Origin of the sequence: Crocosphaera sp. (assembly GCF_030064895.1) — a bacterium.
GTDB lineage: Bacteria > Cyanobacteriota > Cyanobacteriia > Cyanobacteriales > Microcystaceae > Crocosphaera.
In genome coordinates this window covers 12,056-38,145 of the sequence record NZ_JASJEB010000115.1, presented here as the reverse complement: position 1 = coordinate 38,145, position 26,090 = coordinate 12,056, and the positions used below count along the sequence as shown (strand labels likewise).

Below are 26,090 nucleotides of genomic sequence, written 5' to 3'. Positions count from 1 at the left end.
ATGAGACTGCCTTTACCTCAGTTTGCCACGGATGATCATCACCCTGATCATATTGCCGAGGTTATAGAAACATCAAGCACGCAATTTTTAGCCCAATGTTTGGAACCAGAAGACCTAAGTTTTCCGGTGATGCCACCCTTTGGCAGTTGGCTGAAATCTTTAGATGAAGAATCAGGTAATAAAATAATAGCTGTTGTCACCTATGCTACCACTACTCCCATTGATTCTGTACATCGTGCCAGAGCATTAGGGTTGTCCTTAAGCGAGTTAAGAGAACAACAACCCCAAATTTTTGCTATGTTGAAAACAGAATTTAAAGCCACTATTGTTGGCTTTGAAACTTATCAAAATGCAGCAAATGGCAATGGTCATAACTTAGGTAAAGTTTATCAATACTTGCCTCCCCGTCCCCCTCAAATTCATCAAGGAGTTTATCGTTGTGAAGCGGCAGAAATTCTGAATTTTAGTGAGCAAGTTGAATTTTTACGTATCTTATTACAGGTTAGAGATGCACCAGTAGATGCTCTAATGGCCGCTGCTATTCGAGATATTTATCTCTTGAGAAAAGGTGATAAAGATTGGTTAGTAAAAGTGGGAAGAACCCTCAGCATTTTATTACGAGATGATTACGATCGCCTACAATACATTCTCAGTCAAGTTACTTTGTAAAAAAGCCTAGCAGGAAATTGCCACTTTTTCGGTTCGGTTCCACCACTGTTTTAAATGAGTTAATCAGTTTATCATCAAAGAAGTTAGAAGTCAGTGGCAGACTGAGAAAGATTTATGATGGTTTCCGAGGCGTTATCAGAAAAATTAAGCGATATTCTCAACCGCGATCGAGGGGTCAACTTGATACCCTCTCCCCCTCAACCTACCCAGACAGAAGTTGAGCAACAACGACTGAAAGCTCAAGGACAATGGGTTAGTGCGATCGCCTCTCTAGAAACCCTCTTATTATCAGACGGAGAAGGCACTCCAAAGAAAACTCCTCAAGGACTGATTATATCTGCCCCAACCCCTATTTTATGCCATCCCCATCTAACGAAAACACTGCACACAGGGATTTTTACCCTACAACATCCTCATCATAGTTATCAACAATTTCAACTTCCTGGGGTATCTGAGGACGCTGAGGATAGGAATACTTCCAATTTAACCGAATTGCCAATTTTTCCCCAAGATCCCCTGGCAACAGAGCAATTTTGCCTTGTTTTAACCCCGAAATTTCCTTTGTTGATGGTACTAGGGGAAGATAGCTTAGGACTGCCGGCTTTTCAATTTTCTTTTGCTCCCCAGGTGGTTACTCAAGGGTGGTTAAGTTTGCGATCGCGTCTCAAATTAGTTAGCCATCCCCAACTTGCTTATTTAGATCAATTAGTTAAACAATTTACACCTGTAACTCCTAGCTATGAAGTGGTTACAGAGTTTACTCGCTTATTACTTAATTATTTTCCGCAAATTCCCCCTATTATTAGCGGCAAAAATTCTTATCTTCAAGACTTAGAAAAAAACCATCATCAATCCCATTCACGTCAACAGAAACCAGTAAAGGGTTCTAAGGTTGAAGAAACCACCGATGTTGCTTTACTGCAAGCCTTAAGTCACGAAATTCGTACGCCTTTAACCAGTATTCGTACCATGACTCGCTTACTGTTGAGGAATAAGGACTTAGAGCAAAAAATGAGACGCTTATTAGAAAATATTGATCAAGAATGTAGTGAACAAATTAACCGCATGGAGTTGATTTTTCGGGCAACAGAATTGAAAAGTAAAAGTTATCAAGATTGTTCTATAGAATTGGTTAAAACACCGTTAGATAGTCTATTTCGTCAGTCTATTCCCCGTTGGAAAAGACAAGCACAAAGACGAAACGTTGATTTAGAAATCGGACTTCCTAAAAAATTACCGCAAGTGGTCAGTGATGCAGGAATGTTAGATCAAGTGTTAACGGGGTTGATGGAAAAATGTACCCGTAGTCTTGCAGGTGGTGGAGAAATTAAGGTACAAGTAACAACAGCAGGTCATCAATTAAAACTACAATTTGAAACAGAATCTCACCGAAAACATAACCCTTTCAAAGCTTTAGGACAACTATTATTATTACAACCAGAAACCGGCAGTGTTAGTTTAAATTTAGATGTGACAAAAAACTTATTTAACCGTTTAGGGGGTAAATTAATTGTTCGTCAGCGATCGCAACAAGGTGAGATTTTTACTATTTTCTTACCGTTAAATTAGAAAATCTTTATTGTAAGCTGTTGTGCATTTAAACCGCACATCATGAGGTTAAGCAACAAATTAGCTTTCCCCTCTCCCCGTCTCCCTTTCCCCCCGTCTCCCCGTCTGTCTAGTATAGTAATTTAGATGCTTAACAGCTTAGGGGTCAACGGTTCTTGACCCCTACGTCAATGTGTGTTTTAAAATAGGGATGCGATCGCATCCTTATTGCTCAGCCTAAACTTGATAACTTTCTTCTGGGGTTCCTTCATGAACAGTTTTCACCCATTTTAAGCGTTTGGGACGAAAGGACATCCGCGCAGTGACACAGGGCATAATAATTAACCAGTGCATCATATACACCATTCCTCGTAAAGTTTGCCACCCCAAACCAAAGATATCCATAAACTGAAACGTCTCTTGATTTTTGATCCGACGTAACCCTGTGAACATTCCCCAAAAAGAAAGGGATAACATTAACCCAGTCAATGGCCCCAATACAGGTAAACGATGACGAGTAACCACCATCATTAGATCGGGAATAGCTGCGCTAGGGAGAAGATATTGCATCAAAATAAAGGAGATCAGGTCAAATTTTTTCCCTAACCCCATAGGTTGATTAAAAATAAACCGCCAATAATCTAAATAGCGTTGATAACCACCTTCGGCCCAACGGTTTCTTTGGTGCCATAATGCTTTAGCAGTGGTCACTCCTTCTTCTTGAACCGCCGGATGGTTTAAAAAGCCAATTTTCCAATCATCCAAGTGTAAACGCATGGTTAAATCTAGATCATCGGTGATTGTTTGTTCGTTCCATCCCCCGCAGTTAATTAAGGCTGTACGGCGCACAAATTGACCGTTACCTCGTAATTCGCCAATACCACCGAGGGCTATGCGTTTTTGTTGAAAAAAGCTGTCTAACGCCATTTCTGCTGCTTGTCCTTTCGTCCAGAAGTTGAGGGGTTCATTGGCGATCTGTTTTCTCACTTGAACGGCCCCAATGTTTTCTTGATTAAATAGGGGAACTACCCGTTTTAATAGGTCTGGTGTTACTTTTGCATCTGCATCAAAGACAGCGATAATGTCTCCTTTGGTTTGGGGAAAGACACCATTTAGGGCCCCAGACTTACCCCCTTGGGCCCCGGCCCCACGATGAATAACATTGAGTTGGGGATAGTCTTTGCTCAAGCGATCGAGTATTTCAGGGGTTTGATCCGTACTATGATCGTCAACAATCCACAAATCGTATTTTTCCCTAGGATAGTCTAGATTGCACAATTGCTGTACTAATTTGCCGATAACCGCTTCTTCGTTTTTAGCTGCCACTAATAAGGAAACGGAAGGGGCCTGTTGTAAACTTTCCCCGGATAAGGGTTCGGGAATGGGATCGGGTTGAGCAAAAATAAGACGAAAAGCTTGTAAGGTAAAAACTGTGGTTAAAGCAATAATAATTGCTGTTCCCCAAGCGACTACATGGAGAGTCATCACAATACCCCAAACTCCCATCAAGACAAAGGCCGCTTTTTTGCGTCTTCCTGATAACCCCTGAAAAAAATCGCTTCTAAACTCTTCTTCTTCCTCTTCTGGGTCAGACCATTCTGATAAGAGGGAAGTGATGGGGTCTAAGTTGTCTTGTTCGTCTTTATCTATCCAGTAATTTTTTGCCATAATTCAAGGGTTAGTTTAATTTTGTTTTTTTCTACTAAGAGCGGGGGAGGATGATTTTTGATCCCCTGTGTTTGTTAATATCGTTTATTCCATATTCTAACCAAAAATGTGACTTGTTTTACTAGGAATTAACGGTTATTGATCTTGACTGGGTTAATAACCTGATTTTTTACGGGTCTAATTATCTTGAAGGGATCATCTACACCAACCCATTTTTTCCATAATTGAGTAATTTGTTGTTCTCTTAAGTTATTTTCGTTGTCTAAACTCATAGTTAAACGCCAAGGTATACTAATACCAGAATAACCGTTATAACCCCCAGATAGGGCTGCTGTAATGCCAAGAATTAGGGGATGGTTAAATTGAGATGCTTGTAAAATACTCAATTTAAAGTTGTCTGGAGTTCGAGCAAAACAATATAAAGATAATAATAAATAGTTACTATTTAAAACTTTTTTTTCTCGAAACTGTCGCTTTATTTCTGTTAATGGTGTTTGATTATTTAACAAATTTTGTACTTTTTCTAGAGATTGGGATAGATTACAGATATTTTGTAATAAGTTTTCTTTGTTTTCCAAAATCAAGTTAATGATTTGCCTAAATAATACTACTTCTTGGATTACTTCTTCAGTTAAATTTATATGTTTTGATATTGTTGCTAACTGTTCGGATAATAGATATTCTGTTTCATGAAAAAAGAGGATTAAAGGTAATATTTTTAAGATGAATTCTCCAGAAATAATTTCCTCATCTTTTGAGATAATTGTTTGACAAGTTTCTGGAGATATTGTTTCTTTTTGAATCAAATCTATGATAATTTTCTCATTAGTTATTTCCCAATTTAATTCAGTTTGCTTTTGAGCTATAATTTGCTTAGCAATAACAGGTCCTAATAAAATACCTCGAAAACTATTTAAGAGAGATTGAATCATAGATTTTTTTGTTTGAAACTAAAACAATAAAGTTTGTAGTAATATCTTGTTTATTCCTAATTATACCCTATTGTTAAAGACTTGGTGTAAATTTTTCTTATCATTATCCATTATTCATTGTTCATTATCAACCCCTTATATTAATTCCATCATATTAGTATATTCAAGGATAAATTCATCATAAGTTAAACTATCCTTTTCTGTTTGTGGACTCCAAATTAGTTCAAATTTAAGTAAATAATCAGAAGGTATAGAACCTAGACTATTTAAAGTTTGTTTGAGGTCATCTGGTGTTCTAATATTTTCAAATAGAACTAGAGGAACCCTTATTAAATGATCCTCCCCCACTACGTCCCCCACTGCTTCTTGCTTGCGCTTCTGGTTGAGGTGTTAACCAACTATGAGAAGTGTTGGGTATTTGTGTGTGTTTCAATAGTGTTTATAGTGGCGATCGCTAAGATAGTGGTGAGGAATAATTTTGTTGTTTTTCGTAGCATGATTTATCATTTCTTTTTGTCTATTATTATAAGAGTTCCCAAAAATTGTCTGTAAGTTCAACAAAAGTTAGCAATTTTATATCAGTTGTTAAAAATGACCATACTTTTAAAATTACAAATTAGCTATATTATGGTATTATATAACTGGAATAAAGATGCTTAATTACCCGATATCTATTTTTATACTTATACGTTTTTAAGCAAGATATCGAGTATCTAAGTAAACACCTAGGTAAAAATTAATATGAAAATTGGTCCCTTGGATTTGTTCAAGATAGCTGAACAGTTGAACGAGCTAATATCAAATATATTTTTTGAAGGACAAGCACCAACATGGTTATCTCACCTAATTAACTACATTTTACTAATTGTGCTAGTTTTATTAGGTATTTGGGGAATTTTATTTGTAGTCAGTAAAATAAAAAAAATATTGATAGAAGAATTTTTGCCGTTATTTTATAATAAAAAACAACAAAAGCGAAGAGAGGAAAGACAAATATTTGCTAAACATATTGTTCGTGAGATTGATGCTTTAAATCTTGATGAAGAGTGGAGAGATGAACGTTTTACTGAATTAGAAGCCGAAATTGAAGCTGAAGGAAAAAGAAAAGTATGGGATTTAATTCCTTTTGTTCAATTAGATCAGAAAGGATTACGCCGTGAAAAATCCCTTTCTAAAGCTTTAAAATTTAGCACTGAAAGACTTATTTTGATTGAGGGAGAACCCGGATCAGGGAAAAGTGTAGCTTTGCGTCATCTTGCTGAAAACTTAGCCGAACGTGCTAGATATAGTAATAATGTTAAAAGTTTGATTCCTCTTTATATTAATTTAAAAAAACTAGAAAGAGATTCTCAACCTATTGATAGAAATTTGATTGAGAATTTTGTTAAACAAGAATTAAATCGAATTAATGACAGTTATATTGAAAGGTTTTTGGATGATGAATTTAAGAGAGGTATTCAGGAGGGAATTTGGTTATTTTTATTTGACTCTTTTGATGAATTGCCAGAGATATTAAGCTCTGTTGAATCTGATGAAATTATCAGAAATTACGCTGAAGCCATCGATAATTTTCTGGGAGGTTTTAATCAATGTCGGGGTATTATAGCGTCTCGTAAGTTTCGTGGTCCAAAACATTTAAGATGGCCTCGCTTTAGTATTTTACCCCTAGAAAATCGCCGTTTGGAACTTATCCGTAACGCAAAACTTGATTCTTCTAATACAAAACTTGATTCTTCTATTGAAAAGAAATTAATTAACGAGTGGAGAAATTCGTCTCCAGAAATTCAAGAGATGACTAAAAATCCCATGTTTTTAAGTATTCTCTGTGAGAATATGCGAAATGGGATTCCTTTTCCTAAGAATACTCATAGTGTATTTGAAATTTACTTACAACAACGATTAAACCGTGACCAAGAACGTCTCAAAAAGCGTTTTAATCTCGAACCCACTGAAATAAGGGCGATCGCAGAACAGGTTGCTTTTTGTATGACCCTAGATCAAAATTTAGGTCTAAGTCCCACTCGTGACGCTATTCGTCAGGGAATGGAGAATGCTAAGTTTAGGGTTCCCGGCCATTTTGATAAGCTTTTAGATGCTTTAGTATATCTAAAATTAGCCCGTTCTGAAGATGCAACGATTGAAAAAGATAAAAAATTCACCTTTTCTCATCGTCGTTTTCAGGAATATTTTGCGACTTGTGTAGTTCTTAAAGAGACTGATCGCGTTAGTCCCCCAGAGTTATTAAAAGATGGTCGTTGGAGAGAAACAACGGTTGTTATTTTTCAGACTCAACCTTCAGAAAAGTTTACCGCTATTTTGACAGAAGCAGATAATATTTTGACCGAGATGGTAGGAAATGTCTCAGAATTAATTGATGATCCGAAAGGATATGTTAATGATGAGTCACAACAGAAAAAAAATTCATCTCTTCAAACATTTTCTTGGCCGGATGGTGTTATTCATTTATTGGGACTTTTACAAGATGGTTTTAGAGGTCGTCTCGAAGATTTAGGGGATAATATTCAAGATCAAGCAGAACGTTTGTTATTATCTGCAACCGTTAAAGGAACACTTCAGGATCGCAAATGGGGTTTAGAAGTTGCGGGGATTACTTCTCAACCTATTTTAGTTTGGTTACTTCGTGATGCTTTTGCGAGTGATAGTCAATGGTTAAAAGAGGTGGCTTATCGACAGACTGCTAGACTAGGAAAAAGAAAAACTCCTGATGATATTGCGGCTGGTATTCGTACAACATTGTTACATTTATTTTCTACGGGGCGTTTATATAAGGAATATTTTACCACTGAAGCACATTTATCTCGACTTGATAATTCAAAGCAGTATCTTAATAGTTTGAGACTTTTAAGATGGATTAGACCTATTGATCTTATTTTGCATTTTTTCGTTCTTATTTTTTTACTCTATATCTGCTATACTTTTCCATACAAAATACAATTAACCATTCTAGGTTTTATCTTTCTAATTGTTTCTTATTTCAGTTTACAGCTATCTTCCTTAGAGATCTCATCCAATAATGTTTATAACAACAAATTAGCAGGAGGAGTATTCTTTTCACCCAGATTTATTATATCACCTTACGTACGTTTCTTTCTTTTTCCTCTTCTATGGTCCATTTTTGCCATTTTAGCTGCTAATACAGGAAAGTTTACTGAATGGTGGTGGTGGCTTTTTTTACTTTTCTTTCCGTTATTTTATTTTTTTTGTAATCTGAGAAAATTCTTGAAATTTTGTAAATCTATTGTAGGTAATGTTTGGAGTTATATAATACTTGTGTTTTATACATTATTACTGTATTTAATATGGTGGAGTACTGAAAATACCGAGAATATTTTGGCTAAAATATTAATCGGTATTTGTATTACTTTTATGATTTTTTTTATCTTGTTGTATTTAAGATTTTTGTACCAATTTGTAACCAAATGGTTACGAGACTGGAATCAGTGGAGAAAATGGGTAAAACAAAACAAATACCCAAATACTATAGATATTCAAGAATTGCTAAGATTAATCAATTCATATCGAACTGAAGACTTTAGTAAGCAACTAATAACTATTAGTCGTGAACGTGAGCTTATTATCGTAAATAAAAATACAGAAAAAATTTTAAGTGAACTAGCTATGGTAATAGAAAATTCATTATTCTTACAAGAGCAACAACGTAATCGAAATATAGAAGTACATGAAAGAATGAGACGTAAAAAACAAAAACAAAAACTTTTCAAAAATAGTTTTAAAAAGCCTAGTAATATTGTTAAAGTTTTAATAAGTCTATTTAAAGGTTCTAAACGTTCAAAACGTAGTCCAGTAGGAAGAATGATAGAAACTTATTCAGGGTCAGAAGTTTTTACTAATTGGTTAAAAGAATATACTCGTAAAGATAAATATCGATTAGTTAAGTTAGGAAGTGAATTTTTAGACGAACTTTATATATTAATTGAACAAATACGGGTTAGACAGAAAACAGATGAAAATCAAAATAATTAGAAAGAGTTTATTATTGAATCAAAATAATATGCTAAAATGAATGAAAAGCCCACAAAAAATTAGTATTGTATTAAAAACGACTATTGCTACTAACTAAAAAACTAGCGAGTAAGATTCTCGAACTACTTGAAATTTAATATAATAAATTAACTATTTCAATCTACTATATCTAACAATCAAATCCAAACAATTACTATTATTAATGAATAATCAATACTTTGCTACGGTTGCCAGAGGGTTAGAAGAAATTGCTGCTAAAGAGTTAGAAAACTTAGGAGCAAATAACGTTAAACCTGACTTTACAGGGGTTTATTTCCAAGGAGATAAAGCCTTATTATATAAAGTCAATATCTGGTCAAGAATTATCTTCCGTGTTTTGGTTCCTATTAACACCATTAACAGTAAAAATGCAGAAGAATTATACAAGAATGTTAAAAAAATAGATTGGTCTGAACATCTACAAATTGACCAAACTTTTGCAATTAATTGTACGGGTAAAAATTCCCAATTAAACCATAGTCATTTCACTGCCTTACAGATAAAAAATGCTATAGTTGACCAACAAAGAGATCGTTATAATAGACGCTCAAATATTGATGTCAAAAACCCCGATATATTAATCAATGCTCATATTTATTATGATCAATGTATACTCAGTTTAGACAGTTCTGGAGACAGTTTACATAGAAGAGGATATCGGCCAGCAATGGGACTTGCACCCCTCAAAGAAAGTTTAGCTGCTGCACTATTAGAGATGGCAAACTGGACACCAGAAATACCCTTTTTAGACCCTATGTGTGGTTCAGGAATTTTACCCATTGAAGCTGCCTCAAAAAGCTTAAATATTGCTCCAGGTTTATCAAGAAATCGTTTTAATTTTGAACAGTGGTCAGACTTTGATGCAGATTTATGTGATGGAATAATAGATGAAGCAATACAACAACAAAAACACCAATTAGATGCACCAATTTTTGGTAGCGATCGCAACATGGAAATGGTGAGACAAGCAACAATAAACGCCAAAAAATGCGATGTTAATCACCATCTTAAACTAACACAAGTAGCTTTAGAAAATCTTGAACCACCCACAGATAATGGCATTATAATTTGTAATCCTCCCTACGGTAAAAGGTTAGGTAAGTCTGAAGAATTAGGAGCATTATATAAACTATTAGGAGATATATTTAAACAGCGTTTTAAGGGTTGGACAGCATACATTTTAAGTGGAAATAAAGAACTAACCAAAAAAATTGGTTTAAGAACATCAGGACGTATTCCTGTGTATAATGGTACTCTACCCTGTACCTTGCTTAAATACGAGTTATATTAAGTCAATCTTAAGGTGTAATTTCATTTATCATTTAACATTTATCATTTATCATTCGTTTGGAAGTAGGCTTGAAACCTCTCCCAAACTTCTTTCTCCCTAAAGGGAGAGGCTTGAAACCAAAATGTTCAATGTTCAATGTTCAATGTTCAATGTTTGGTCATTAGGAGAAAACATTATGGTTAAAATTATTAGTCGTCGTTCTTTAAGCACAGAAAAAGTTTACGATATTGGAGTAGAAAAAGATCATAATTTTTTATTAGCTAACGGTTTAATTGCTTCTAACTGTTTCAATAAATCTCATTCCACAGCTTATGCTTATGTTACCTATCAAACTGCTTATTTAAAAGCTAATTATCCCGTTGAATATATGACTGCTTTGTTAACAGCTAGTAGTGATAGTCAAGATAAAGTAGAAAAATATCGGGAAAACTGTCAAAAAATGGGTATTGATGTTTTGCCACCAGATATCAATCGCTCAGAGAAAGATTTTACCCCCATAGATAAACAAATTCTTTTTGGTTTATCGGCAGTTAGAAATTTAGGAGAAGGTGCGATCGAGAATATTTTAAAAGCACGGGAAGAAGCAGAAGGAAACTTTGAATCTTTAGCAGATTTTTGTTGTCGTGTTGACTTACGTTCAGTGAATAAAAGAGCATTAGAAACTTTAATTTATGCTGGAGCATTTGATGCAATTAATTCCAACCGTAAACAATTGATTAATGATTTAGAATTAGTAATACCTTGGGCGCAAAAAAGAACCAAAGAAAAAGAAAGTGGACAACTAAATATTTTTGATTTAATGAATACAGATAATACAGAAAAAACAGAATCAAATAATGAATTTAAACAGGCTCCCAGTGCATCATCTGTGGAAGATTATTCCCTACAAGACAAACTAAAATTAGAAAAAGAACATTTAGGATTTTATGTTTCAGAACATCCTTTAACGGCGGTTAAAAAAGCAGCTAAGATATTATCACCAATTAACTTAAATGAAATCCCAGAACAGAAAAAACACACAAAAGTTAGTGCTGTCATTATGGTTAATGAAGTCAAACAATACACAACAAAAAAAGGAGATCCAATGGCCTTTTTAGTCTTAGAAGACGGTTCAGCACAAGTAGAAGGCGTTTGTTTTCCTGAAACTTATAAAAAAATTCGAGAGATTTTAACCGAAGATTCTCGCCTCATTGTTTGGGGAAAAGTTGATTATAGAGATGATAAAGTTCAACTAATTGTTAACGATGCTGAGCCAGTAGAAACAGTAAAAATGTTGATGGTTAACTTGAGTATTGAACAAGCAGTTGATCAAGTTTCTTATCATAATTTAAAAGGAATTCTGCAAACATATTCTGGGAACAAAAATCAGGCAAAAATTCCAGTAATTGCTATCATTGGTAATGGAGAAAATCGGCAGTTAGTTCGCTTAGGTGAAGATTACTGGGTAAACAATGATAAATCAGTGGTCGAAGCTCTCAAAAAAGCTAATTTTAATGCTTATCCTACTCCCTTAGTGAGTAATTTATCATCATAAATTTGTTTATTATACCTTATCAAAAATCATAAATAACTCATGAATGCTTGGTTTTCTCGCCCTCAAAAAATTCTTTTTACTTGGCTACTCATTTTAGTCACAGGTTGGTTAACAGTCAAGACCTTAACTTATATTGGTGGTTTAATTAGTTTGATTCTCACTGCTTCGTTAATTGCTTTTTTATTAAACTATCCAGTACGCGGTCTAAAAGCAATTTTACCCCGTTCTTTAGCTGCTATATTAGTTTATTTAGGAGCGATTCTAATTATCAGTTTTTTAGGAATTACTTTGCTGCCTCCTGTAGTTAATCAAGCAAGACAGTTAATTACAAAATTACCAATTTTACTAGAACAAGGACAACAACAATTAATAACATTACAAGGTTTAATTGATGATAAAAACTTTCCTATAAATCTTGAATTTTTAGCATCTCAAATATTAACAAAAATACAGGAACAAACAGAAGGAATTGCTTCCACTAGCTTCGGTTTAGTGGTGGGAACTTTTAACTGGTTTATTGACCTAATTGTTGTTATTGTTGTTTCTTTTTATATGTTATTAGACGGTGAAAAACTTTGGAAAGGAATAATTAGCTTTTTTTCTCCTCAAATACGTGGGGTTTTAACCACCACATTAGAAAAGAATTTACAGCGATTTTTGACAGGTCAGTTAATCTTAGGTTTATTCATGGCAGTGAGTTTAACTATTGCTTTTAGACTATTAGGAATTCCCTTCTTTCTTCTTTTTGCTGTGTTCATTGGAGTAATGGAAATATTGCCATTTATTGGGGCAACTTTGGGTATCGGAACTGTTACCATTATTTTGATTTTTATTAATTGGTGGTTAGCTATACAAGTATTAATAATATCCGTGATAATTCAACAAATAAAAGATAATTTAATTGCCCCACGAATTATGGGAAATTTAACAGGACTTCCTCCAGTTATAATTTTTATTGCTTTGTTACTTGGAGCAAAAATTGGTGGTTTATTGGGGGTAATTTTAGCTATCCCTTTAACTGGAGTAATTAAAGGGGTAACAGAAATTATCGGGGACCCTACCTTACCACCCCAAACCGGCAGTCTTTTTTATAATCCTTTTTCTCAACTTTCATCGACAAAAGAAATAGAATTATAGCAGTTCCCATACTTGTGAGGTACACAGTTTTCTAGTTTTACGAGTTAGGAGTTAGGAGTTAGGAGTTAGGTGTACCTCATGAGTCCGAGAAACGCTATATAAGAGTTTTTATTGATTATGATTATTTTTCTTCGGAACACCTCCTAAAGATTCAACCCGAAATCTTGGTGCTTGATAATCGGAGGGAAGATAATTTTCAGGAATAGTAATTTGATGTCCGTCTCTGATAGCTGAGTAATGAGGTGAGAGAATTTCAATATCTGCTTCATTACATTTATCTTGAATACTTTGATGCAGTGTTGAATAAGTTAATGCCATTTTTTCGGGAATATTAGTAAACGCTTTTATAGTATAGGCAACATAAAAGTCATCTAAACTGGTTTGTAAGACAAAAGGTTCTGGATTTTCTAGGATTCCTTCGCTATCTTTAGCTGCATTGATGAGGACTTCATGTACTTTTCTCCAAGGAACATCATAACCTAATGTAACCGTTGTTTTTAAAACCAATGGTCGTTTTTGATCTCGAATCGAAGCAGTATAATTAGTAATATCACTCGCAAGAAGTGTTGCATTAGGAATAGTAATTACCTCATTATCTGGTGTCATAATTCGTGTTGTTAGCATACTTTTTTCCAGCACACGACCAGTTTTATCATTAGCTGTAATCACGTCTCCTACTTGGAATGAGCGTGTATAAATAAGAACAATTCCACTAACAATGTTACCAACAATAGCGGTTGAACCTAAAGTAAATAAAGCTCCAGCAAAAATAGAAATTCCTTGAAATCCAGCCGAATTAGATGCCGGTAAATAAGGAAAAATTAGAACCCCTGCTAATCCAACAATAAAGAACATTATCAGGTTATAGGTAGGTTCTGCCCACTCTGGATAAAAACCATTAATACGAATTCGTTCGTCTCCAATAGCATTAAAAAATATATGAGCAAACCTAATAGAATAATAGGCAATCATTCCAATAACTACAATAATAAATAGATTCGGTAAATAAGAAAGGATGCCACTAATAACTAAATTAATTGTATCCCAAAAATTAGTTAATAACTTAATTCCAATGGGTTGAGTCCAAGGAAAATAACTTAAAACTAGGGGAACATAGATATAGAAAACTAGAAAAACTAAAAAGATCCGAGTAACTGTAAACAGAAAAGAAATAAACTGGGCAACTTGGCGACCCGATATAAATTGTAGTCCTTGAAATTCCACTGATTCCAGTCTTTCTCTTTGCCAAGCTCGCATACGATCAAACAAAGAAGGGAGAACTTTTCTTAATAAATACAAACTAAAAATTGCGATAATTGTAGCAATTATAGCTTTAATTACTCCTTGAAAAATTGATGTTTTAGTTCGGGCTTTTCGATAGTCAATAATAGCAGTTTCTATATCTTCAAGACGATCATTAACAAATTCCAAAAAAGTTAAATTTTCTGCTTCTGCATCTTCTTCTGCAAAGGTTATTATAATAGTGTCACCACCTTGAATCAATCCTAATTCTTTAACATTAACGATCTTAATCTCTTCAGGACTAATAGCCGTATTTTGAGCTACATCTTCCAGGTTACTCATTGCTGTTTTTGCTCTAACTTCTGGAGAAAGTTCACCTAAAAAAGTTTTAATAGTAAAAATAGCTTTTCCATCCACTAAAACATCAGCTTCTTCAACTTCTTCGGCATTTTTTTCTTCTTCCTCCGCCGTTTTTTCCTCATCTTTTTCTGAAGATTGAGCAACAATAATTGATGAAGATGGCGTTATGGTATAACTTAAATAGTTAAAAGCAAGGGTGTATGAATGAAAACTAGGGACGATGATAACCGTTAAAAAAGAGACTATGAGACCAATAATGGTTATCCTAAAATATTTCCAATATAATTTAAGCATAGGTCAATTGTTTAATTGGGAAGGCAAAGATAAGGGTGCATTTAAACCTCGATCATAGATAATGATATCCCATTGTCCCGAACGGTTGGACTCAAAAGCAACTAAACGTCCATTACCGCTAATGGTGGGATGACGCACTTCTCCTAGTATGTTTTTTGTAATGTTATCAGCCCGTGACGTTTGGCGATCGTAAACAAAAATATCTTGTTTTCCCTCTTGTTCGGAAACATAAACAATGTAACGTCCGTCTGCACTAATATCGGGTTGATCCTGTACGCTGCCAAGTTGATTTAACCCAGGTAAGGGCAACAAACGGGCATTTATTTGATCGTACAGCCAAATGCTACGCTTTCCTTGACGATCAGAGGCAAACACCAAGTATCTACCCTCGTAAGAAAAACGCGGATGTTGTTCAGAAGAACGAGTATTTAAGACGTTTCCCAATGGTTGAGTTGGAGGGGTAATAAACCCAGAATCACTACAACTCACTAAACTAATCAGAAGACTACTGCCTAAAAGCTTGACGTAACCTTTGAACCTTTTAGGACGCAACTTCTTCATCAGGTGGAAGAACGCAGCAATTGACATCATCAAGGCAAACTTTACCCCATTGCAATCCCCAACGAACTAATTCTACACGATTGTCTGTTTTGGTTTTGGTCAAAATGTTGCTGATGTGATTATCAACGGTACGCTTACTAATCTCCAATTTCTGGGCAATTTGCAGATTGGTCAAACCAGTTGAAACGAGATCCAGAATTTGCATTTCTCGGCCAGACAGAGACACAGGGTTTTGAGACTTGGCACTGGTCATAGGTATTTGTTGCGCTAGTACATTTACTTATCTGTTGTCTCTATTGTAGTGGATAGTTGACCGTTAGGGGAGATAAGTTTGCAAAACGCAAATTATGATATTGCGATCGCTTCATAGCAGTTTTTCGTTAGGTGTATCAATATTTCGGTTTGGGAGGTGTGGGGAGATGGGGAGACGGGGAGACGGGGAGTGTGGGGAGTGTGGGGAGTATTTTTCTTTGAGTTTGTAATCTATAGCAATCAGTAATGATTTATGAGAATTGCTCAGGACATAATAATATTATGTCCCTACAAATAACTCTTGTAGGGGTTTAACAGTGTTAAACCCTGCTCAACATTTTCTCACAACTGAAACCTGATTTCTATATGCAAATGAAAATTGCTATCAGATAAGAAAAGGAAGGGTTTTAAACCTTCCTCACACCTCAATTTATAATTTATTTGCGTTTAAGTGAATTATTTTCGGGATAATTTGGTTCAAATTTCTAGTAGTAGAATTATTAACAAAGTAGATGTTAAACAGGCAAAAAATGTCCTGATTACATTCCATCGATTCCAACGGTATTCAAAGTTTAAACGTGCTGCTTTTAATGTGCTTTCATTCATATCCATAACATCCCAAGTTTGTAATTTATTATTTAAGGGGACATTAATAGTGAAAGTAGGTAATTGAACACCAAAAATGTAAATAATCGTACCAGCAATCAGCAGAGGCAAAAATTCATTTAATTGTCCAATACCAAGGATGGCAGAAGTTATTAAAAATATTACCGAACCAACCCAAACAAAGACAAAAATTGGTTGATTGTTCTGAATAATACCATCTATAACTTGGAAAGCACGAATAAACTCTCCGTCATTTAAACGTTGTATTCCTGGCATGACTACTAAGACAAAAGCAAACAAAAATCCAGCGACCAAAGAACAGAAAAGTGTGGCTATAGTTAACGAAATTGGCAAAATTATTTCTGTTGACATGAAACACTCCTTTTATCAATTATTTTTCAAATATTTGGCTCATAAATTTAGTAAGATAAACTCGGTGCTTGATAGAGATAGAAATCATCAGCAAATTGTTTCAAGATGAAATCAGCTACATCAGCATGAGTAATTGTTAGTTTTGATGTCTTATCTGTTCCTGGAAAACCGTGACGGTATTGACCTGTAAGTTCACCTTCTATAAAAGCTCCGGGGCGAATAATTGTCCAATCTAAACCACTATTTTGCACCATATCTTCTTGTCGTTCATGGTCTGCAAATACCTTACGTAAAATGAAGCCAAACATAATATATTTCCAGTAAAAATTGAGATTTTCCCAACTCTCACCTACTCCTAAAGTGCTTTGACAAATAAAGCGTTTTATTCCACATTTTTTCATAGCTTTAATAATATTTTCACTTCCTTTTGAGCGCACGTTCCCACTTAAATTTTTTCCAGAACCCAAGGTACAAACTACTATTTCTTGTCCTTGTAGTGCCTGTTCTACCCTTGCATTGTCCATGACATCTCCTTGAAATAGCTGGAGTTTAGGGTGTTTAATATCGAGTTTTAGGGGGTTACGAGCAAAAGCTGTCACCTCATGACCTTGTTCTAGTGCCTGTTTGACCACTTGTTGACCGATATTGCCAGTTGCGCCAAATACTACGAGTTTCATAATTTAATTTATCATTTCGTAACAACACTCTTAGCTTAGGAATTTTCCAGTTAGGAAACTATCTCATTCTTGCTTTACTTGAACAATCTTGCTGTCAGTTTTCATTTTGTGCATATAATTTAGCAAAAACCTTAAAAAGTTAACTGTGAATAAAACAGAGACAACAGTGGAAAACATCCGAGTTGAACACCTGCAAAACCCCCCTGGAGAAGGCAACTATCTTTGTGAGGATAGACATACCGTGTTTATCACTCTCTCCCAGCGTCCCCTTGAGTATTTGCAGATTCAAGATGGTGTTACCTACAACGGTTTATATCGTCCTGGGGAGATATTGATTACTCCTGCTAATGTCCCTTTATTTGTTAGATGGAAGGGTCAAGAAAATTGTTTACAGATTCAAATCAAGACTGAGTTTTTGGATAATATTGCTCAAGAAACTATTAATGTCGATAGTAACTTGTTTCAACTAATGCCCCAATTTCAGATTAATGATGCTCGTCTTCAAGGGATAACTAAGATGGTTTTTGAAGAGTGCCAACAAGAAGTTTCCAATAATCAACTTTATCTAGATTCTTTAGCTAATATTTTAGCTGTTAATCTAGTGCGACATCATGGCACAACTAAGCCAGTTGTACCGGTTTATCAAGGAGGTTTATCACCCTATCAACTCAGGCAAGTTTTTGATTATGTTGATGCTCATCTTGACCAAAATCTTAAACTAGAAGACTTAGCAAAATTGCTTGATATAAGTCAATTTCATTTTAGTCGTTTATTTAAGCAGTCTCTGGGTTTATCTCCTTATCAATATTTGATCGAACAACGCATAGAACGGGCTAAACAATTATTAAAAGAAACTAATCAATCTATTCTCGATATTGCTTTAAATTGTGGATATAATAGTCACAGTCATTTAAGTAAACAGTTTAGACAAGTAACTGGTATGACTCCAAAAGCTTACCGCATAAATTAGATACAATATAAACTGAAAAAATGGAGGAATAAAAACTATGGGATTAATTAAGAAAATGGCAACAAGCATCAGTGTTTCTCTGATGGGTTTACTATATTTAACTCCTAGTTTAGCTGAAACACCACTAATTGAAGTTAAAGCAGAAAATACTCTGCAAGAAATGCTTAACTATCTTAAAGATCAATCCTCTTTAAAATTTAAAGCAGATGTTGCTCAAGATTTGGTTTTTAGTAATGGTCAAAAAATTCAAGTTGGTGCCATAGTTAATGTTAAAGTACGCCGTCCCGATAAGCTTAATATTGATTATCAAGGCGATCGCAATCATATTCGCTTTTATTTTGATGGCAAAACTTTTACTATGGAGGGGTTAACTAATAATGTTTATGCTAACTTTTTAGATCCTTCCGAGGTTGATAATATTAATGCTTTAGTTAGGCGAATAGGAGAAAGACTAAATATCACTTTACCCTTGGGAGAAATTATCGCCACAGATAATGATTTAGAAAGCATAAAAAATAGGATAAACAGTGGTATTTATGTGGGAGAAAGTCAAGTTAATGGAGTTATTTCACATCATTTAGCTTTTACTCAAGATAATCTTGATTGGCAAATTTGGATCGAAAAAGGAGACAAACCCCTTCCTAGAAAGTTAGTGATTACCTATAAACAAGATCCTTCTTCTCCTCAATATTCTGCTATATTATCTGATTGGAATTTTGAACCCATTTCAGAACAAGATCCCGTCTTTTCTTTTCAACCTGCAAATGATGCTGACAAAATCGATTTTTTGATTATACAACCTTGAAAATCAAACTATAATTTAAGTATCATTTCTCAAATAAAAGTTCATTGTATTAAATTAGTAAACAAGATTATGAAACAATTAATACCCCAAAAATCACCATTTTTTTCTGTTATTTTTACCTTTGTATTAATTTTTAGTTATTGTCTGCCAAGCAATTTTATTGAAGTAGAGGCCAGAGGATTTAGAAGGGGTGGAACTCGTGGTGGTGGTCGACAGATTAATCGTGGTGGCCGACAAGGATATCGGGACTTTGATCGTGGATATCGTCAAAATAACCGTCAAATTAATCGTGATGGCCGGGACTTTGATCGCGGATATCGTCAAGAAAATCGTCAAGGTAATATTAATGATCGTCAAGGAAACTTTGATGAGCGTCGAGAAACCCGTCAAGGTAATATTAATGATCGTCAACAAAATCGACAAGAAAATATTGATAATCGTCAACAAAACCGTCAAGAAAATATTGATAATCGACAAGATTTTAGGGACGATCGCTGGGATGATGTTAATGATTGGCGTAACGATCGCTGGGATTATTGGAACGATTGGAATGACTGGGTAAATACTAGATACTGGGTTGGTTTAGGAGTATCTTTATTAGCGATTCCTGCTACTGCGATCGCTGTTTCTTCTGCTAACCAAGACTATTATTATAATGAGGGGGTTTATATGCAGTCTCAAGGCAATTCTTATGTAGTAGTTCCTGCTCCTATCGGTGTAGTTATATCGACTCTTCCGGAAGGTTATATACCTGTTTCTGTTAATAATTTAAACTATTATTATTATGGTGGGGCATTTTATCAAGCATCTTCGGGAGGTTATGTTGTTGTACAAGCACCTGTGGGTGCTGTAGTGCCTTTTATTCCTGATGGATATGAGAAAACTCTTATTAGAGGTACAACTTATTATCAATATGGAGGTGTTCGTTATCAACCTGTTTATGATGGTGGTAATTTAGTTTATAAAGTTGCGTCATAAACTGCATAACTATAAGACTAATGGGGTTTCCTTTACCCTATTTTAAGTTTATTTTTACTCCTAATTAAATGCGTGAATCTGATTATATTTCTAACACTTCTATTAGTTATAGAAAAGACTATGGACAGTTTTTTACACCATCTATAGTTGCTTCTATTATGGCAAAATGGTTGATAGAAAATAAACCGAAAAAAATTCTAGATCCTGCTTTTGGTTTAGGAGTATTTTATAAAGAAATAAACAAAATAAATTTACAATATCAATGGCATTTGACTGCTTATGAAATTGATGAGAATATTCTTAGTTATTTAGATGATATTAGCAATAAAAAAAATCTAAATATTCTTAATCAAGATTATTTAGACTCAGATATTAATTATTATGATGCTATTATTTGTAATCCTCCTTATCTGCGGTTTCAGAAATTTATTAATAGACATAACGTACTTCCAAAAATAGAACAACAAATCGGCAAAAAATTAGTAGGTTACTCTAATATTGCTTCTATTTTTCTAATTAAAGCATTACAACAGCTTAATAATAATGGGAGACTTGCTTTTATTCTTCCCTTTGAATTTTTTAATACAGGATATGGAAAAGAAATAAAAAAAACACTGATTGAACAACATTTATTAAAACAGATAATTATTTTTGACAACGAAAAAGATATTTTTCCTGATGCAACTACTACTATTTGTATTTTATTATGTGAAAATAATCAACTTAAACAAGACATCAAAATCACTAAGATTAAGACAACTCAAGAAATAAAAGATATATCTAATATTAGTAATTATTATCATCATAAATTAACTAATAGTCAATTACCCCATAATCAAAAATGGACACCGATTATTTTATCTTTAGTATCTCCACAAAAAATTCCCGAAGGTTTCTGTAAATTATCAGAATATGGTACATTTAAGCGAGGTATTGCCACCGGTGCTAATGATTTCTTTGCTTTGAATAAGAGTAAAATTGAACAGTTACAAATTAGTGATAAAAATGTCTGTCTATGTATCACTAAAAGTAATTTAATTAAAGAAGCTATTTTTACCGATAATGAATTAGAATTACTGATTAAACAGGATAAAAATATTTACTGTTTAGATGTTAAAAAAAGTAACGACAAAACAGTTATAAATTATCTGAAATTAGGAGAAGAAAAAGGATATAATCAAAGATATTTAACCAAAAGTAGAAACCCTTGGTATAAACTAGAAAAACGTGAACCTGCACCCATTTTATTCGGTGTTTTTAATCGTGGAAGACTTAAAGTAATTCGTAATTTTACCACAGCGATAAATTTTACTTGTTATCATGGTTTTTATCCTAATATATTAGGACATAATTTAATTGATAAATTGTTTATTTATTTAATTAGTGATCTCGGACAAGAAATTATTAAAATGAATAAAAGAAGCTATGGAAATAACTTAGATAAATTTGAACCGAGAGACTTAAATAATAGTTATTGTCCTAATATGGAGCAATTTAATTCTATTCAACAACAAGAAATAAGGGAAATCATCAAGGTTGCTACAATAGATGAAAAAAAAGCAATTTTGATGAGCAACCAATTGATAAAAAATATTATTAACCGCTAATAACTTTTAAAATTTTCGAGCATTTTCAATTAAACTAACATCAAAACTATCAAAACATTCTAATAAACTGATACCCTTGGTTAAGATAAAATGAATCAGTGTTATCTGCTTCGTTTGACTTAAACACAAACCTTGTTAGGATTATTTTATGACTTGGACTCGCCATCATGTTTTAGGGTTAAAGGATTGGACTGTTGATGAGTATGATACCCTATTACAAACGGCTTCTAGTTTCCGTGAAGTGTTATCTAGCCGCACAAAAAAGGTTCCTGCACTTCAAGGGTTGGTAGTAACCAATATGTTTTTTGAACCTTCTACCCGTACCCGTAGCAGCTTTGAATTGGCGGCCAAACGTCTTTCAGCCGATATTTTGAATTTTGCCCCAGGAACCTCCTCTTTGACCAAGGGAGAGACCATTTTAGACACAGCTAAAACCTATCTCGCTATGGGAACAAACCTCATGGTTATTCGTCATAAACAAGCAGGGGTTCCCCATGCGATCGCACAAGAAATGGATCGTTTGCAAACTGGGGTTGGTGTTCTCAATGCAGGAGATGGACAACACGAACATCCCTCCCAAGGTTTATTAGATTTATTTACTTTGTGTTGTTTATTAGATTTTGATAACCCAAAATTATCTTTATTAAAGGGCAAGAAAATTGCTATTGTTGGGGATATTTTACATTCTAGGGTAGCTCGTTCTAATATTTGGAGTTTAACAGCTTCTGGTGCTGATGTCCATTTAGTTGGGCCCCCGACGTTAGTTCCTGAATGGTTTAAAGGGATGCAAAATGAGTCCCATGAGGGTAAATTATATTTACATTGGGAACTTAAACCTGCTTTAGAAAAGGCTGATTTTGTAATGACTTTGCGCTTGCAAAAGGAAAGAATGACTAATTATTTATTACCCAGTTTAAGAGAATATAATCAACAGTATGGTATTACTCATAGTCGTTTAGAATTATGTAATTCTGATGTTAAAATATTGCATCCTGGACCCGTTAACCGTGGGGTAGAAATTAGTTCCGAATTAATGGATGATCCTAATTTTAGTTTAATTCAACAACAAGTTACAAGCGGTATTGCTGTGAGAATGGCTTTATTATTTTTAATTGGAACAAGTTCTGAAAAGAGTCTGTAGGGTGGGTTAGGTGGCCATATTTTCTGAGACAAGTTAATTAGTTAATTAATTATCCACCGTAACCCACCATTTTTATTTTAAAAAACAATCTTATTACATTTTTTTCATAAACTTTCTAATTTGAAATAAGCTGAGATGGGGTTAATATTTGTGGATAAGATACGGGAAAATCTTTGGGGTTACGGGTAACAATAACATCCAGATTATTAATGACAGCAACACTATATTGTATTGCGTCTTCAAAGTCCCTAAAGTTACTATTTAAGGCCATTTCTATCACAGCAGTATTAACCGTAGCAACCTGACAAAAACTATATAATCTATTTAAAAAAGTTAATGTCCAATCTTTCCCCCTAGTTTTGTTGATAATGTAGTAAATATCGCTAAAAGTTGCAGCAGAAACATATCCTTCTACTTGCTTTTCTTCAACTTGAATTAAAACAGCTTCACTGTTTAATAAAAAAGGTTCACGTTGAAGAGCAACATCAATAATAATATTGGTATCAATTAGTATTTTCATAGGTTATGTTTTTCTTTTAATGCTTCCCATTTGGCTTGATCTTCATCAAAATCAGGGGGTACAGGTTGACTCTTATCAAATAGTCCTTGAAAGGCTTTAACTTTTGATGGAAAAGATTTAGATTGTTTAGTATCTTCTCTTGGTTCATCTGGAGAAGTTTTAGCTTCATTTGAGATAGGTTTAGTTTGTAAGATAATAACTTCAACTTCCCCAGGTTCTAAGTTTAAGTTATTAGTAATAATTAGTTTACCAGCTTGATCAATTATTCCTTTTATTTTCTTAGCTTGTAAGGTTTGAATATTCGTTTGAGTTTGCATGGTTTTACCTATTGTACATTGTTCTTAAATTATAGCTTAACTAATGATTAGTCGATTCTATTTTGACAATACTCAACAATAATACCAGAGCAACCTTTAGTTAAATTGGAATTAATAACAATAGCAGGTCGAGTTTTCTTATGGTAATCTAAATTGTAACTGTCTAATCCACCGTACTGTAATATAGTGTTATATGACCATAAATTTAACTGTAGAAAATAAAGGCAATCGCTTGGATATTTGGTTATCAAATCAGCTTACAGATATTTCTCGTTCCCGTCTCCAAAAACTCATAGAACAAGGAAATATTACTTTAAATAATGAAGTTTGTACCAACAAAAAAATCAAAGTAAAAATAGGCGATAAATTACAAATAAATATCCCCGAACCTCAACCTTTAGAACTGCAACCAGAACCCATACCTCTCGATATTTTATATGAAGACGAGCAGCTAATTATTATTAATAAATCGGCTAATTTAGTAGTTCATCCAGCACCTGGTCACCAAACAGGAACCCTAGTTCATGCCCTCTTATATCACTGTTCTAATTTAGCAGGAATTGGTGGGGTACAAAGACCAGGAATTGTTCACCGTTTAGATAAAGATACCACGGGAGCAATTGTAGTTGCTAAGACAGATTTTGCTCATCAAAACTTACAAGCACAAATTAAAAATAAAACAGCAAAAAGAGAATATTTAGGAATAATTTATGGTGTTTTGAACAATAAAAAAGATGAAAATAATAGCGAGCAAGGAATAATTAACTTACCTATTGGTCGTCATCCTGTGGACAGAAAAAAAATGGCAGTTGTTCCCATAGAAAAACGAGGCAGAGAAGCAGTTACTTATTGGCAAATAATAGAAAGATTAGGTAATTATAGTTTAGTTAAATTTACCTTAGAAACTGGTAGAACTCATCAAATAAGAGTCCATAGTAGTTATTTCGGTAATCCTATTGTTGGTGATCCTTTATATAGTAATAATCGTTCTTTGAAAATGAATTTATCAGGACAAGCATTACACGCTCATAAATTAACATTAACTCATCCTATCACCTCAGAAAAAATAGAAGCGATCGCACCTTTACCTGATGAATTTATTAAATTATTGAATTATTTACGACAGAAACAATAATTAATGATATCTTCATTATAAAACATTAACAAAGGGGTAACATTTGCCACCCCCAAAAAGACTTTTTTAGTAAATCTTATTTATCTGTTGATTTGCCCTTGCGAACTAATGCACCCATAGAACCCACTGCTAATAAACCTAACAAAGTACCAGGTTCAGGAACTGAAGCTGTATCTTCTGCAAAAAAGATATTCCCCCCTAATAGAGCTTCTCCAGGAGTGTTTAGGCTATCGGGAAATCCAAAAGGTCCGTCAAAGGTTGCTTCTTGAATAGAGTCAATTTTATTGACAGTTACTGGGACAGCATTCGCTATAAAATTGGGGTTATCGATAATATCTGCCATTGAGGCAGCGACTCGGTAAAATGATCCTGAGTTTAAATCGATACCTGAAGACAGATTCTCATAGCGAAAACTATCCTGTAATGGGGAAACAGTGCCACCCTGTACTATAACTTGACCTAAAAGGGTTCCGATATCGTCCCATAAACCAACCCTTACGCCAGTAGGAGCAACTAACCCATCAGCATCGATGTCATAAACCCCTAAAGCGGCAACAGTAGCATTTTCAGTTGCCCTAAAGCGAAACCCTCTACCACTATTATCAGGTATTTGAGTCATCCCAGTAAAGCTTTCAATACCAGAAATCAGAGCAGCTTGTGCCTCAAAGAATCCACTTCCGGCGAGCAGTGCTGCACTTGCTGAACAAATGACAACACTAACATGGATAGAAATTGTTTTTATTGTAGCTAATTTCATCTGATTTATCTTTTTGAGTCGGAAATAACAAATAAAACCCTTATATTATACTCCGTTTAAAAGAATGGCGGTGATGAAAACAAGGACCATATTCTTGTAATGCAAGTCGATGTTTTTTTGTGCCATAACCTTTATTATTTTCTAAATCATAATGAGGATATTTACTAGCTAAACGAATGATTAATGTATCTCGCCAAACCTTAGCTAAAATACTCGCCGCAGCAATAAGAGGAGAAGTGCGATCGCCTCCAATAATTGTTTCTTGAGGAATAGTAAGATTAGGTATTTCTTTATTACCATCCACTAAACAAAGTTCAGGAGTAACCGAGAGTTTAGTAACAGAGCGTTGCATCGCTAATAAGGAAGCATTGAGGATATTTAAGCGATCAATTTCTTGAGAAGAAGCATAACTAATATAATAAGAAATCGCTCTATTTTTAATCTCTGTATCCAAAATTTGCCTACGTTTAGCTGAAAGTTGTTTACTATCTTTAACCCCTATTTCTGCAAGTTGAGAAATAGCTGCCTTTTCAAACACAACCGCAGCAGCAACCACTGGACCAAATAAACAACCTCGCCCCACTTCATCAACCCCGGCCATTAAAATTTGCGAATCAGAAAATAATTGAGTAGACATCAACCTAGTTTGATATAATCGGAGGGTATAGATAAA

The 26,090-nt window shown here is 34.2% G+C and carries 25 protein-coding genes; 12 read left to right on the top strand and 13 right to left on the bottom strand.

What is annotated here, in order from left to right; genetic code table 11:
- Together QNJ66_RS21815 and QNJ66_RS21810 are read left to right on the top strand one after the other, a co-directional pair.
- Complete coding sequence (locus QNJ66_RS21815; protein WP_300510730.1) at positions 1–669, top strand: HAS-barrel domain-containing protein; 669 nt, start codon at positions 1–3, stop codon at positions 667–669.
- 114 nt (positions 670–783) lie between these two features.
- Positions 784–2,238 (top strand): HAMP domain-containing sensor histidine kinase, encoded by a 1,455-nt coding sequence (locus QNJ66_RS21810; RefSeq protein ID WP_300510728.1) that lies wholly within the window; start codon positions 784–786, stop codon positions 2,236–2,238.
- A 216-nt stretch (positions 2,239–2,454) separates the two neighbouring features.
- Here the strand turns inward: QNJ66_RS21810 and QNJ66_RS21805 are convergent, their stop codons facing one another.
- The 4 genes from QNJ66_RS21805 to QNJ66_RS21790 all read right to left on the bottom strand — a co-directional run bounded on the left by QNJ66_RS21805 (position 2,455) and on the right by QNJ66_RS21790 (position 5,250).
- Positions 2,455–3,885, bottom strand: coding sequence for a glycosyltransferase family 2 protein (locus QNJ66_RS21805; RefSeq protein WP_300510726.1), 1,431 nt, complete (start codon positions 3,883–3,885; stop codon positions 2,455–2,457).
- A 128-nt stretch (positions 3,886–4,013) separates the two neighbouring features.
- Positions 4,014–4,817, bottom strand: a complete 804-nt coding sequence (locus tag QNJ66_RS21800; protein WP_300510724.1) for an ADP-ribosylglycohydrolase family protein — start codon at positions 4,815–4,817, stop codon at positions 4,014–4,016.
- Between the two features lie 135 nt (positions 4,818–4,952).
- Positions 4,953–5,165, bottom strand: a complete 213-nt coding sequence (locus QNJ66_RS21795; RefSeq protein ID WP_300510722.1) for a DUF1517 domain-containing protein — start codon at positions 5,163–5,165, stop codon at positions 4,953–4,955.
- The gene (locus QNJ66_RS21790) at positions 5,122–5,250 is read right to left on the bottom strand and encodes a hypothetical protein (protein WP_300510756.1); all 129 of its coding nucleotides are present in this window, start codon (positions 5,248–5,250) and stop codon (positions 5,122–5,124) included. Before QNJ66_RS21790 ends, QNJ66_RS21795 begins: the two co-directional genes overlap by 44 nt.
- Positions 5,251–5,558: 308 nt before the next feature.
- Between QNJ66_RS21790 and QNJ66_RS21785 the strand changes: the two genes are divergently transcribed.
- The 4 genes from QNJ66_RS21785 (at position 5,559) to QNJ66_RS21770 (ending at position 12,823) form a co-directional block, all read left to right on the top strand.
- Entirely contained in the window at positions 5,559–8,822 is a 3,264-nt protein-coding gene (locus QNJ66_RS21785) for an NACHT domain-containing protein (RefSeq protein ID WP_300510720.1), read from the top strand.
- 202 nt (positions 8,823–9,024) lie between these two features.
- Positions 9,025–10,152 (top strand): class I SAM-dependent RNA methyltransferase, encoded by a 1,128-nt coding sequence (locus tag QNJ66_RS21780; protein ID WP_300510718.1) that lies wholly within the window; start codon positions 9,025–9,027, stop codon positions 10,150–10,152.
- A gap of 175 nt (positions 10,153–10,327) precedes the next feature.
- Positions 10,328–11,686, top strand: coding sequence for an OB-fold nucleic acid binding domain-containing protein (locus tag QNJ66_RS21775; protein ID WP_300510716.1), 1,359 nt, complete (start codon positions 10,328–10,330; stop codon positions 11,684–11,686).
- A 39-nt stretch (positions 11,687–11,725) separates the two neighbouring features.
- On the top strand, positions 11,726–12,823 hold the full coding sequence (locus tag QNJ66_RS21770; RefSeq protein WP_300510714.1) for an AI-2E family transporter: 1,098 nt from the start codon (positions 11,726–11,728) through the stop codon (positions 12,821–12,823).
- Between the two features lie 108 nt (positions 12,824–12,931).
- On the opposite strand, the gene QNJ66_RS21765 is transcribed toward QNJ66_RS21770, so the two are convergent.
- The 5 genes from QNJ66_RS21765 to QNJ66_RS21745 form a co-directional block, all read right to left on the bottom strand.
- Positions 12,932–14,719, bottom strand: a complete 1,788-nt coding sequence (locus QNJ66_RS21765) for a mechanosensitive ion channel family protein (RefSeq protein ID WP_300510712.1) — start codon at positions 14,717–14,719, stop codon at positions 12,932–12,934.
- Between the two features lie 3 nt (positions 14,720–14,722).
- The gene (locus tag QNJ66_RS21760) at positions 14,723–15,280 is read right to left on the bottom strand and encodes a biopolymer transporter (RefSeq protein ID WP_300510755.1); all 558 of its coding nucleotides are present in this window, start codon (positions 15,278–15,280) and stop codon (positions 14,723–14,725) included.
- Positions 15,261–15,533 carry a helix-turn-helix transcriptional regulator gene (locus QNJ66_RS21755; protein WP_300510710.1) on the bottom strand — a complete coding sequence of 91 codons (273 nt, stop codon included), beginning with the start codon at positions 15,531–15,533 and terminating at the stop codon, positions 15,261–15,263. Before QNJ66_RS21755 ends, QNJ66_RS21760 begins: the two co-directional genes overlap by 20 nt.
- Positions 15,534–16,009: 476 nt before the next feature.
- Entirely contained in the window at positions 16,010–16,510 is a 501-nt protein-coding gene (locus QNJ66_RS21750) for a DUF1772 domain-containing protein (RefSeq protein WP_300510708.1), read from the bottom strand.
- Positions 16,511–16,557: 47 nt separating this feature from the next.
- A complete protein-coding gene (locus tag QNJ66_RS21745; protein WP_300510706.1) occupies positions 16,558–17,187 on the bottom strand; it encodes an NAD(P)-dependent oxidoreductase in 630 nt (209 codons plus the stop codon).
- 145 nt (positions 17,188–17,332) lie between these two features.
- On the opposite strand from QNJ66_RS21745, the gene QNJ66_RS21740 reads away from it, so the two are divergent.
- The 5 genes from QNJ66_RS21740 (at position 17,333) to QNJ66_RS21720 (ending at position 22,688) form a co-directional block, all read left to right on the top strand.
- The gene (locus QNJ66_RS21740; RefSeq protein ID WP_300510704.1) at positions 17,333–18,157 is read left to right on the top strand and encodes an AraC family transcriptional regulator; all 825 of its coding nucleotides are present in this window, start codon (positions 17,333–17,335) and stop codon (positions 18,155–18,157) included.
- A 37-nt stretch (positions 18,158–18,194) separates the two neighbouring features.
- Positions 18,195–18,962: a DUF2092 domain-containing protein gene (locus tag QNJ66_RS21735; protein WP_300510702.1), complete on the top strand. Its 768-nt coding sequence runs from the start codon at positions 18,195–18,197 to the stop codon at positions 18,960–18,962.
- 69 nt (positions 18,963–19,031) lie between these two features.
- Positions 19,032–19,940 (top strand): DUF6515 family protein, encoded by a 909-nt coding sequence (locus tag QNJ66_RS21730; protein WP_300510700.1) that lies wholly within the window; start codon positions 19,032–19,034, stop codon positions 19,938–19,940.
- A 68-nt stretch (positions 19,941–20,008) separates the two neighbouring features.
- The gene (locus tag QNJ66_RS21725; protein WP_300510698.1) at positions 20,009–21,547 is read left to right on the top strand and encodes an N-6 DNA methylase; all 1,539 of its coding nucleotides are present in this window, start codon (positions 20,009–20,011) and stop codon (positions 21,545–21,547) included.
- Between the two features lie 148 nt (positions 21,548–21,695).
- Positions 21,696–22,688, top strand: coding sequence for an aspartate carbamoyltransferase catalytic subunit (locus QNJ66_RS21720; protein ID WP_300510696.1), 993 nt, complete (start codon positions 21,696–21,698; stop codon positions 22,686–22,688).
- Positions 22,689–22,803: 115 nt separating this feature from the next.
- Here QNJ66_RS21720 and QNJ66_RS21715 read toward each other — a convergent pair whose 3' ends face one another.
- The gene (locus QNJ66_RS21715) at positions 22,804–23,208 is read right to left on the bottom strand and encodes a PIN domain-containing protein (RefSeq protein WP_300510694.1); all 405 of its coding nucleotides are present in this window, start codon (positions 23,206–23,208) and stop codon (positions 22,804–22,806) included.
- Positions 23,205–23,525, bottom strand: coding sequence for a hypothetical protein (locus QNJ66_RS21710; RefSeq protein ID WP_300510692.1), 321 nt, complete (start codon positions 23,523–23,525; stop codon positions 23,205–23,207). Before QNJ66_RS21710 ends, QNJ66_RS21715 begins: the two co-directional genes overlap by 4 nt.
- Before the next feature lie 193 nt (positions 23,526–23,718).
- Here QNJ66_RS21710 and QNJ66_RS21705 point away from each other — a divergent pair, with 193 nt between their 5' ends.
- Positions 23,719–24,660 (top strand): RluA family pseudouridine synthase, encoded by a 942-nt coding sequence (locus QNJ66_RS21705; protein ID WP_300510690.1) that lies wholly within the window; start codon positions 23,719–23,721, stop codon positions 24,658–24,660.
- 76 nt (positions 24,661–24,736) lie between these two features.
- Here the strand turns inward: QNJ66_RS21705 and QNJ66_RS21700 are convergent, their stop codons facing one another.
- On the bottom strand, positions 24,737–25,417 hold the full coding sequence (locus QNJ66_RS21700; protein WP_300510688.1) for a PEP-CTERM sorting domain-containing protein: 681 nt from the start codon (positions 25,415–25,417) through the stop codon (positions 24,737–24,739).
- Positions 25,418–25,457: 40 nt separating this feature from the next.
- Entirely contained in the window at positions 25,458–26,054 is a 597-nt protein-coding gene (locus QNJ66_RS21695) for a ribonuclease HII (protein ID WP_300510687.1), read from the bottom strand.
- Between the last annotated feature and the right edge of the window lie 36 nt (positions 26,055–26,090).